This window comes from Nocardioides sp. (genome assembly GCF_029937575.1).
Lineage (GTDB): Bacteria > Actinomycetota > Actinomycetes > Propionibacteriales > Nocardioidaceae > Nocardioides.
This window is the reverse complement of the sequence record NZ_JAPYPS010000100.1, coordinates 1-10,496: the sequence shown is the minus strand read 5'-3', so window position 1 is coordinate 10,496 and position 10,496 is coordinate 1. Positions and strand designations below refer to the sequence as shown.

Below are 10,496 nucleotides of genomic sequence, written 5' to 3'. Positions count from 1 at the left end.
TCGAGACGCTGTGGACCGTCGACCCCGAGCCCGTGCGCGAGGCTGCCCGGGTCTGCGCTGCCGTCGCGTCGGCGGCCGGGTCCGCCCGGGCCGCGCAGGTCGTGGAGGAGCTCGCCGCGCCGGTCGTGCCGGGCCGCACGGACGTCGCCGCCCTCACCTCCCTCTTCAACCGCTCGGTGTCGTACGTCGACGCCAAGATGCGCCGCTGAGCGACCTGGGCGCCACGGGGGAGGGTGAGGGACATGGACATGGACACCGACGTGGTGGTCGTCGGCGCCGGGCTGGCCGGGCTGCGCTGCGCCGACGAGCTCGCGGAGGCTGGGTGTGACGTGGTGGTCCTCGAGGCCGAGGACGAGGTCGGTGGGCGCATCCGTACCGATCGCGTCGACGGCTTCCAGGTCGACCGCGGCTTCCAGCTCCTCAACCCCGCCTACCCCGCCGTACGGCGCTGGGTCGACGCCGACGCGCTCGACCTCGGGACCTTCGAAGCGGGGGTCGCCGCCCTCGGCACGGAGCGGCTGCTCCGGCTCGGCCACCCGCTGCGCGCCCCCGGCCTGCTCGGCAGCACCCTGCGCGGCGCGGCCGGTGAGGTGCGCGGCCTGCCCGGGCTCCTTCGCTGGTTGCGACCGCTCACCCGAGACCCGCGCGGTCGCCGGCTCGACGCGCTCGCCCGCGAGCCCGACACCACCCTCGCCGCGTCCCTCGACGCGGCCCGACTCAGCGGCACCCTGCGTCGCGTCCTGGAGCGCTTCTTCGCCGGAGTGCTCCTCGACGACACCGGGACGTCCTCGGCGACCTTCGCCCGTCTGCTCACGGCCAGCTTCCTCGCCGGCGACCCGGGACTGCCCGCCGCCGGCATGCAGGCGCTGCCGCGCCAGCTGGCCGCACCGCTGGGCGGCCGGGTCAGGCTCGGGACTCCGGTGGCGGGGATCGAGGTGCGCGGGGACGGGTTCGACGTGCGGACCGACGACGGTCCGATCGGCTGCCGCCGGGTGGTCGTCGCCACCGGCCCAGTGGCCGCCAGCACCCTGACCGGCCTGCCGGAGCACCCGATGCGCGGCGTGGTCACCCACTGGTACGCCGCCGACCGCGCCCCCACCGCCTCGCGGCTGCTCCACGTCGACGCCCGTCCTCGGCCCACGGGACCGCTCGTCAACACCGCTGTCGTGTCGCACGCCGCGCCGACGTACGCGCCGGCGGGGAGGCATCTCGTGCAGGCATCGGCGCTGCTCGAGGCGGATGGTGTCGCGCCGACCGAGCCGGTGATGCGGCGCCATGCGGCCGAGCTGCTCGGCGACGACGGTTTCGCCGACTGGCAGAGCCTGGCGCGCCACGAGGTCAGGCACGCCCTGCCGGTGCAGGCGCCGCCGCTCGTCGTGGCCCGGCCCGTCGTGCTCCCGTCGGGAGTCGTCGTGTGCGGTGACCACCGCGACACGGCCTCGATCCAGGGTGCGCTCGTCAGTGGGCACCGCGCGGCGCAGGCCGTGCTGGACCGGATCGGGCCAGGGCGCAGGTCAGGGATCAGGCCAGGAGGTCCGGCGCCAGCGTCATGACCCCGAGGGCGAGCCCGGCGAGGTTCGCCGCCAGGAACACCACGATCCAGACCAGAGCCGGCACGCGCGTGAGCCGGGCGAGCTGGTCGGGATCGGTCGTACGACGTCGCGTGCGACCGGTGCCGAGCAGCTCGACGAGCGGGCGGGGCGCGGCGAGCAGGAGCAGCCAGGCGATCAGGTAGGCCACGACCGACTGCATCTCCTGGTCGCCGTACCAGGTGAGCAGGCCGACCCCGACCCCGCCGACGAGCAGGGTCGCCAGCCCGTAGACGTTGCGCACCCACACCAGCAGCGCCGCCATCAGGAGCAGGAGCAGCCACAGCATCGCGATGCCACGTCCGGCCGCGAGCAGCAGGGCCGCGCCGACTCCGACGACGGCGGGGGCCAGGTAGCCGGCAGCCATCATCGCCACGACGCCGGGTCCTGTGGGACGCCCGCGCGAGACCGTCAGGCCCGAGGTGTCCGAGTGCAGCCTGATCCCGCTCAGGCGACGGCCCACCAGCACCGCGACGACAGCGTGGCCGGCCTCGTGGATGACCGTGACCCCGAGGCGGACGCGCGGCCAGGTGATGGGCGCCAGGACCAGGCCGAGGGCCACGGCCCCCGTCAGCAGCACGAAGCCGGCGTCCGGCACGGGGCGCACGGCGGTGGCGCGCTCCCACACGTCCGCCCAGAGCTGTGTCATGACTCCATGGTGACGGCAGGTCGTAGCCGGCGGCGCCGTCAGGGTTCAATGGCGCCATGGACCCCGCCACGATGACCGACCCGTTCTCCGCCTACATCGGCCTGGAGTACGTCGAGCTCACCGGGTCGCGAGTCGTCGCGACCTGGGCCGCCAAGCCGGAGCTGCACCAGCCCTACGGCATCGTGCACGGCGGCGTGCACTGCAGCGTCGTGGAGTCGATGGGCAGCGTCGGCTCGGCCCTGTGGCTCGGGGACAAGGGCCAGTGCGTCGGGGTCAACAACAACACCGACTTCTACCGGGCCGTGCGTGAGGGCACGCTGACCTCCACCGCGACCCCGCTGCACCAGGGACGCTCCCAGCAGGTGTGGGTCGTCGAGACCGTCAGCGACGCCGACGGCAAGGTGATCGCCCGTGGTCAGCTGCGCGTGCAGAACCTCTACCCGCAGGCCTGAGGTCCTCGTCCGGCCCCGTTCACCCAGATGCCGGAGGCCGGCGCCGGTGACGGGATCGCCGGCGATCCCACGTCCCGCCCGATCGCGCGCTACGCTGTGACCAGCGCCGGACCCGCAGCAGCTGCGTCCGGTGGCTCCGCCCCGGTCTGCAGGCTGATCGGCGCGCGACTCCCGTCCTTCGACCCACCGGGGCCACCCTGTCCCGCAGGTCGGCGCGACGGCGCCATACCGCCCCGGCGTACGCGCCGCGGCGTCCCAGAGGAGGAAGAGCCTTTGGCTCGACGAGGACAGCGTCAGTCCGGCAACACCCGCACGGCCCCGAAGAACGGCGGCAACGGTTCAGGCAACGGCAACCGCCGCGGCCAGCGCAACCGTCGCGAACTGGACAACGAGGGGATCATCCCCGTGCTGGCCCGCGCGGTGCGCGAGGTCGAGCAGGGGGTCCAGCGGGGCTCGGTGAAGCCCGCCGCGCGCACGAAGTTCCAGGTCGTCGCCCAGCTGGCGCGCGAGGAGCGGACCCGGGTCAAGGCCGACCAGACCATCTCGGAGGGCCAGCGCGGCGAGCAGCTCAAGCGGCTCGACGGCATCGGCACGATCCTGGCGAAGACCGCGACCCGCGACACGACCCTGCTCTCCCTGTTGGCCGAGGATGCCGACGTCTCCTACTCGGCCCTCGAGCTGAAGGCGGAGATGCTCAAGGCCGCCGGCATCGAGGCGCCGGAGCCGGTCGAGGAGGTCGTCGACGAGGACGCCCCGCCCGTCGTGGAGCGTCAGGTCGTGCCGCAGTCGGTCATCGCGCGCCAGCTCGCCAACCCGTTCCTGGTCCCCGACTTCTCCGCCGCGCAGCCCCAGGTCTCCGGGCGTCGCCTGGCGACGTGGGAGCTGATCGGACCCCTGCTCCAGGCCTTCGAGTACGGCGGCGCCTCGTCCTGCATGCCGTTGCCGGAGGCCACGACGCTCAACGCGGCGGGCGGACGGCACCTGATGCCGCACCAGGCCCAGGTGGTGGCCGCGGCGAAGGAGGGCCACCGCACCTTCCTCCTGGCCGACGAGCCCGGCCTCGGCAAGACCGCCCAGGCGCTGCTGGCCGCGGAGGCCGCGGAGGCCTACCCGCTGCTCGTCGTGGTGCCCAACGTGGTCAAGGCCAACTGGGCCCGCGAGGCGGGGCTGTGGACGCCGGACCACCCGGTGACGGTCATCCACGGCAACGGCGGCAACGTCGACGGGTTCGCCGACATCGTGGTCGTCAACTACGAGGTGCTCGACCGACACGTCGGGTGGCTGGGCGACTTCGGCTTCCGCGGGATGGTCGTCGACGAGGCCCACTTCATCAAGAACAAGACCTCGCAGCGCTCCCAGCACGTGCTCCAGCTGGCCGACAAGATTCGCAGGCGCAGTGCCCGTCCGCTGATGATGGCGCTGACCGGGACCCCGCTGATCAACGACATCGACGACTTCCGGGCCATCTGGCAGTTCCTCGGCTGGATCGGCGAGAACGCCCCCAAGGGCGAGCTGATGGCCGCGCTCGAGGAGCGGGGCCTGACCCCGATCGACCCCGGCTTCTACCCCAGTGCCCGCCACCTCGTCATCGACCGCGGGATCGTGCGGCGTCGCAAGGTCGACGTGGCCGCAGACATCCCGGCGCGGCGGATCGCGGACCTGCCGGTCGAGCTCGACGACGAGGCCGGCCGCTCGATCCGCGAGGCCGAGCGGGTCCTGGCCCGCCGACTGGTCAAGCGCTACGAGAGCGCCCTGGAGGCGCGTACGTCGGGCGTCACCGTGGAGGGCATCGACCACGAGCTGGTCCGGCGCGTCGCCACCTGGGAGCGTGAGGACACCACGACCACCAAGACCGGCGAGAACGTCTTCACCATGATGCGCCGCATCGGGCAGGCCAAGGCCGGCCTCGCCGCCGACTACGCCGCCCAGCTGGCGCGCAGCGTCGGCAAGGTCGTCTTCTTCGCCAAGCACATCGACGTGATGGACGTGGCCGAGGAGACCTTCGAGCGACGCGGTCTGCGCTACTCCTCGATCCGGGGCGACCAGACGCCGAAGGCACGCGAGGCAGCGATCGACGCGTTCCTCAACGACCCCGACGTCAAGGTGATCGTCTGCTCGCTGACCGCCGCCGGGGTGGGTCTCAACCTGCAGGTCGCCTCCAACATGGTGCTGGCCGAGCTGTCGTGGACCGACGCGGAGCAGACCCAGGCGATCGACCGGATCCACCGGATCGGTCAGGCCGAGCCGGTCACGGCGTGGCGGATCATCGCCTCGCAGACGATCGACACCAAGGTCGCCGAGCTGATCGACTCCAAGGCCGGGCTGGCCGCGGTCGCCCTCGACGGCTCGGACGCCGAGGTCTCCTCCTCGGTCGACGTCCAGCTCGAGGCCCTGGTGGCGTTGCTGACCGAGCAGCTCGAGCAGCAGCCGGCCTACGCCTGACCCGCGTCCGGACGGTCCTCGGTCGACCCGACCGACCCGACGGTCACGGCGTCGTGGCCATCGCGTCGAGCACCTGCTGGCCCAGCGACTGGTCACCCTCGATGGTCACGGCCCCCGGCGCCGGCGCACGACGTCCGCCCGCGAGCACGATGAACGACTCCCGGTCGCAGCGCAGGGTGAGGGTCGGCTGGTCCGGTACGTCGTGAAGCCGCTCGCCGCGCCCGGCGTCGTTGACGGCGAACGCGATCGGCGCCGACCCCTCCACGGCGAGCACCGCCGTGGTGCCGGCCGGAGCGCCGGCCTTCTTCGCGACCACGAACCCGAAGCTCTCGGTGAGGTAGTCGGTGGTGTGCTGGGCGGCGACGGAGTCGAGCCCACCCGGCATCCCGACGGCTCGGCGGACGTCCTGCTCGTGCATCCACACGTCGAGCGGCCGGTTGCGCAGCAGGACCTCCCAGGTCCAGGGGACACCGCCGAAGATCGTGTCCGGCCTGGCCGAGCCGTCGGACGGGGGGTCGGCTCGGAGGATCGACCGGCGGGTGGCCGTGACGTCGCGGATCTCCGCCGTGATCTCCGTCAGCGGGGTCTCTCGGCGGTTGACCACCCCGATCTCGGTGTAGAGGCCCATGAAGCCGGTGACGTGCGCTGGCTCGCCGACGTCGGCGGTCTCCTCGGGGTTGCCGGCGAGGATGCTCTCGAGGTGCGCGGTGTGCGCCGCGACCGCTCGCACGTCCCAGCCCGCGAGGTCGGTCGGCGCCGTCGCCTGCTCGGCCGGGACCCGGTCCAGCACCGAGCAGAAGTCGTCGATGGCGCTGACCCACACGTCGATGTAGCCGGCGAGGCGGTCCTGGTCGGTCGGGGTGTCCCGTGCGTCATTCATGGCGCTGACCGTAGCGAGGTCAGCCCCCCAGGGCGAGGCTGAGTGCGATGGCGAGCATCGTGATGCCGATCAGCACGTCCAGCACCTGCCAGGCCCGCGGCGTGGACAGCCGCCGGTGCGCCAGGCGGGCGCCGAAGCCGAGCCCGGTGAACCACACGATGCTCGCCGTGCAGGCGCCTGCCGCGAACCACCACGGCTTGTCGTCGGTGTTCGCGATCGAACCGAGGAGCAGCACGGTGTCGAGGTAGACGTGGGGGTTGAGCCAGGTCAGGGCGAGGGCCTTGACGACAGTCGCCGCCAGGGTGGCGGTGTCGCCCCGCGCGGCCTCGAGCGCCATGGGGTGTCGGGCGCGCAGCAGCGAGCTGACGCCGTACCAGGCCAGGAAGGCGACGCCGGCCCACCGCACGAGGTCGATCACCCAGCCGGCGTTGTCGACGACGGCACCGATGCCGGAGACTCCGGCGACGATCAGCAGGAGGTCCGACAGTGCGCACACGGCCACGACCGGGCCCACGTGGCGACGGGCGAGGCCCTGGCGCAGCACGAACGCGTTCTGCGCGCCGATGGCGACGATGAGGGCGAGTCCCGTCAGGAGGCCCGTGACGGCGGAGGTGAGCACGTGCTCACGCTAGGAGCATCCACGTGTGAAGACCAGCGAATGATTCTGAAGAAGCTTTAGAGTTGCTGCATGGTGCCGCACCCCGACCAGCTCGCCGCCCTCGCGGCGATCGTCGACCACGGCACCTTCGAGGCCGCGGCGCGCCACCTGCACGTCACCACGAGCGCCGTGAGCCAACGGATCCGAGCGCTGGAGACGGCAGCCGGTCAGGTGCTCGTGCGTCGTACGACGCCGTGCGCGGCGACCGAGGCGGGGACCGCCTACGTGCGGCTCGCTCGCCAGACCGCGCTGCTGTACGGCGATGTGCGCGCCGAGGTCGATCGGGACGAGGAGGCCCGTCGCATCGAGCTGCGGGTCGCGGTCAACGCAGACTCGCTGGCGACGTGGTTCCGCGGGGTGCTCGACGAGGTCGCGCTCTGGGACGGCGCCTCGCTGCGCCTCGAGGTCGAGGACCAGGCCTTCTCCGCCGACCTGCTGCGCCGCGGCGACGTCCTGGGGGCGGTCACCTCGGACCCGGCCGTGGTGCAGGGCTGCCGCTCGGAGTCGCTCGGAGTCCTGCGCTACCGACCCGCCGCGGCGCCGTCGTACGCCCACCGGTGGGGTGGGGGCCGCGGCCGCTTCGACTGGGCTCGGATGCCAGCGGTGGTCTTCAACGACAAGGACGCACTGCAGCACGACTTCCTGGCAGCGCGTGGCTTCGGACCACCGCCCGTCGTGCACCGGGTGCCGACGTCCGCCGACTTCCACGAGGCCATCCGACGCGGTCTCGGCTGGGGCCTGCTGCCGACCCCGCAGCTCGCTCCTGACCTCACCGCGGGGACCCTGGTCGCCCTCGGCGCCCGGCTGCACGTCGACGTCGCGCTGCACTGGCAGCGCTGGCGCCTGGACTCGCCGGGCCTGCTGCGGCTGACCGAAGCGGTGCGCTCGGCGGCGCGAGTGCTCCGCGGCTGACCCCCGGCACGCCACCGCCCGCCGTCCCGGGTGGGGCGGCGGGCGGACGCCGAGTCGCCGGAGCGGCTCAGAGGTGGTGCGGCTGTCTCAGAAGCGGGTGGCCGTGAACGGGATCTTGGTCGCGACGAAGTTCTTGTCCTTCGGGACGACCAGCAGGTACTTGATGCCCTTGCTCGAGCCCGGGACCGAGAAGCGGGCCTTGCCCTTCTTGTTGGTCTTGACCTTCTTGAAGGTCTTGAACTTCTTGCCCTTCTTCTTCTGGATGAGCAGCTTCTTCTTGCCGAACTTCGGCTTGACCTTGACGTCGGCCGTCGGCTGACGCTTGCCGGAGACGCTCGAGAAGTCGACGCTGCGCAGCACCTTGATGCTGATCGCCTTGGAGACCGACGGCAGGTAGGTGGTGTCGTCCGACGTCCCGCCGGTGTAGGCGATGCGGAGCTTCACGTTGCTGCGGTACTTGTCGTAGTCGGGGAAGGAGGCGAACCCGATGCCGCTGGCGACCTCGATGGTCTTCCACGTGGAGGAGCCCGGCTTCTGCACCTGCAGGCGGGCCTCGCCGGCGTCGATGAAGGACTCGTCGGCGGCGTCGACGCCGCCGCTGACGGACAAGAAGCGGCCGAACTCGCCGCGCTTGGTGACGGAGTCGCTGAAGGAGGACGTCGTCGCGACCTCTGCCGCGGCGTGGGCAGGCGTCGAGGTCGTCGTGACGACGGCGACGGGGGCGAGGGTGAGGGCGACGGCGGCGATGGTGCCGCGCAGGAGAGATCGCATGAAGGGTCTTCCGTTCGGAGGGGTGGGACGTCGGGCTCCCTGGAGACTCACCAGGAAGCGGCCCTCTGAAACCTCCTGCGAGGGCCCCCCTCCAGGTTTGTCCGGGCGTCGTCGCGGGCAAGGTGCGCGAGGCCCACCGACCGCCCCACCTGGAGTCCTCCCATGCGCATGCCCTCCCTCGGCGAGGACTTCGGTCGCTATCGCCTCGAGAGCGAGCTCGGGCGGGGCGGCATGGGCATCGTGTACGCCGCGCGCGACACGTCGCTGGACCGGCTCGTGGCGCTCAAGATCATCACGCCCCAGTGGGCCGAGGACGCGGAGTATCGCGCCCGCTTCGAGCGAGAGGCGCTCTCGCTCTCCCGGGTCGAGAGCGCCAACGTGGTCGCCGTCCACGACTTCGGCGAGCTCGACGGCTGCCTCTACCTCGTGACCCAGGTCCTCCCGGACGGCGACCTGCTGCAGCTGGTCGGGCGGGAGGGCGCTCTGGCGCCTGCCGTGGCGCTGGACGTCGCCGGCCAGGTCCTCGACGGCCTGGGCGACGCGCACGGTGTCGGCGTGGTGCACCGCGACGTCAAGCCGAGCAACGTGCTGCTGCGCCGCCGCGACGGCCGCCTCGAGGCCGTGCTGTGCGACTTCGGGATCGCCACCGGCGCCGGAGGTGACGTCACCCGCACCGGCGCCCTGGTGGGCTCCTTCCCCTACATGGCGCCCGAGCGCCACCAGGGCGAGCAGGCCGACGGTGCGGCCGACGTCTACTCCGTCGGGTGTGTGCTGTGGCAGACGCTGACCGGCACGGCGCCGTACGTCGGCAGTGACGTCGAGGTCGCGATGGCTCACCTGCAGGCACCCCTGCCGCAGCTGCCCGCCGCCGACGACTTCTCCCGCGCCATCAACCTGATCCTCACCCGCGCGCTCGCGAAGGACGCTGCCGAGCGGTACCCGTCGGCGCGGGCGATGAAGTCCGACCTCGTCTCGGCGGCCGCCCTGGCCCCGAGCGCCCTGGAGCTGCCCGACGTCACCGCCATCCGCCACGTCATCGTGCCCGGAGTCGTCGCCGGCGCACCCGTCGGCGGAGGTTCCGGTGGTGGGGCCGGCACGGGTCAGCCGCCCACCGACGAGTCCGGCCGCTCCCCGCGCCGACCGCTCGTGGCCGTGCTGGCGGCCGTCATCGCCGTCCTGCTCGCCGTCGTCGGCACCTACGCCGTGGTGGCCGCCAGTGCGGGGGAGCGCAGCGTGGAGCTCTCCGACGTCGCGGGCGACGCCTCTCCGCCCCTGACCGCATCGGTGCCGAGCGAGTCGGGGGAGCCCACGGCCACGGACGAGTCGAGCGACGAGCCGTCGGGTGCCACGAGCGGCAAGGGCGAGAACGGCACGAAGGGCAGCACGGGCAAGAAGGGCAGCAAGAACGGCGGGGCGTCGGGCAACGACTCCGACTCCGGCACCGGCGTCGTCACGGACCCGGGCGTGCTGACCGACCCCGGCTCGACCGACCCCGGCTCGACCGACGGCGATGGTTCGAGCACCGGTGGCGGCACGAAGGGCGGCAACGGCGGCGGGGGCCCCGGGCCGGGTGGCGGCAACGGCAACGACACCCAGCCGACCAAGCCCCCGAAGCAGAGCCCCGCTCCGGCGCCGACCCCGGCGCCCCCGCCCCCGAAGACCTTCGCGTGCTGGAACGGCGACGAGACCTACGGGTACGACCAGTGCCCGGCACTCAGCGGCCGGGCGGGGCTGGAGTGGGTCTACCCCAACAACTACAGCTGCGCCAGCGACCCGACCGCCGGGGGACCGCGGCTGGTGATCCTCACCTGCCAGCGCAAGACCCAGTACGGCCGCGGCGAGATCCGCTACACGCTGTGGACCTCGGTCGCGGCCGCGACCGACTACTTCGCCGGCCAGAACGGCTCCAAGGCCGACCCGTGGAAGAGCGACTGGGGCTACACGTGGTTCCGCGAGACGCCGAAGAACGAGCTGAAGTACCAGCGCACCAACGTGTACGCCGAGGAGCCGGTCTCCGTGGTCGTGCGCGGCGTCAACCTCCAGGCCCACCAGCAGATCGTCGGCACCGTGAAGTACCGGCAGCCGGCCCACCTGCGCGGCGCTCCGCTCTGACCGAGACGTACGTCGGCCCGCCACCCTGGCG

At 72.6% G+C, this 10,496-nt stretch carries 10 protein-coding genes; 6 read left to right on the top strand and 4 right to left on the bottom strand.

Annotated elements, in window-relative coordinates; all coding sequences use genetic code 11:
• Together Q1K33_RS19795 and Q1K33_RS19790 are read left to right on the top strand one after the other, a co-directional pair.
• Positions 1-209: hypothetical protein (locus tag Q1K33_RS19795; protein WP_300406503.1), on the top strand; the 209-nt coding region annotated here is incomplete at its 5' end.
• Positions 210-242: 33 nt separating this feature from the next.
• Complete coding sequence (locus Q1K33_RS19790; protein ID WP_300406502.1) at positions 243-1,553, top strand: NAD(P)/FAD-dependent oxidoreductase; 1,311 nt, start codon at positions 243-245, stop codon at positions 1,551-1,553.
• On the opposite strand, the gene Q1K33_RS19785 is transcribed toward Q1K33_RS19790, so the two are convergent.
• Complete coding sequence (locus Q1K33_RS19785; RefSeq protein ID WP_300406500.1) at positions 1,522-2,238, bottom strand: M50 family metallopeptidase; 717 nt, start codon at positions 2,236-2,238, stop codon at positions 1,522-1,524. The genes Q1K33_RS19790 and Q1K33_RS19785 overlap by 32 nt on opposite strands.
• 56 nt (positions 2,239-2,294) lie before the next feature.
• Between Q1K33_RS19785 and Q1K33_RS19780 the strand changes: the two genes are divergently transcribed.
• Positions 2,295-2,690, top strand: coding sequence for a PaaI family thioesterase (locus Q1K33_RS19780; protein ID WP_300406498.1), 396 nt, complete (start codon positions 2,295-2,297; stop codon positions 2,688-2,690).
• Positions 2,691-2,963: 273 nt separating this feature from the next.
• Positions 2,964-5,132 (top strand): DEAD/DEAH box helicase, encoded by a 2,169-nt coding sequence (locus Q1K33_RS19775; RefSeq protein ID WP_300406496.1) that lies wholly within the window; start codon positions 2,964-2,966, stop codon positions 5,130-5,132.
• A gap of 43 nt (positions 5,133-5,175) precedes the next feature.
• Here the strand turns inward: Q1K33_RS19775 and Q1K33_RS19770 are convergent, their stop codons facing one another.
• Positions 5,176-6,012 carry a maleylpyruvate isomerase family mycothiol-dependent enzyme gene (locus Q1K33_RS19770; RefSeq protein WP_300406494.1) on the bottom strand — a complete coding sequence of 279 codons (837 nt, stop codon included), beginning with the start codon at positions 6,010-6,012 and terminating at the stop codon, positions 5,176-5,178.
• Positions 6,013-6,031: 19 nt separating this feature from the next.
• Positions 6,032-6,631, bottom strand: coding sequence for a LysE/ArgO family amino acid transporter (locus tag Q1K33_RS19765; RefSeq protein ID WP_300406493.1), 600 nt, complete (start codon positions 6,629-6,631; stop codon positions 6,032-6,034).
• Between the two features lie 69 nt (positions 6,632-6,700).
• On the opposite strand from Q1K33_RS19765, the gene Q1K33_RS19760 reads away from it, so the two are divergent.
• Complete coding sequence (locus Q1K33_RS19760) at positions 6,701-7,582, top strand: LysR family transcriptional regulator ArgP (protein WP_300406491.1); 882 nt, start codon at positions 6,701-6,703, stop codon at positions 7,580-7,582.
• Positions 7,583-7,669: 87 nt separating this feature from the next.
• Here Q1K33_RS19760 and Q1K33_RS19755 read toward each other — a convergent pair whose 3' ends face one another.
• Positions 7,670-8,353 carry a hypothetical protein gene (locus Q1K33_RS19755; RefSeq protein WP_300406489.1) on the bottom strand — a complete coding sequence of 228 codons (684 nt, stop codon included), beginning with the start codon at positions 8,351-8,353 and terminating at the stop codon, positions 7,670-7,672.
• Positions 8,354-8,515: 162 nt separating this feature from the next.
• Here Q1K33_RS19755 and Q1K33_RS19750 point away from each other — a divergent pair, with 162 nt between their 5' ends.
• Positions 8,516-10,465: a serine/threonine-protein kinase gene (locus Q1K33_RS19750; RefSeq protein ID WP_300406487.1), complete on the top strand. Its 1,950-nt coding sequence runs from the start codon at positions 8,516-8,518 to the stop codon at positions 10,463-10,465.
• The last annotated feature ends 31 nt before the right edge of the window (positions 10,466-10,496 follow it).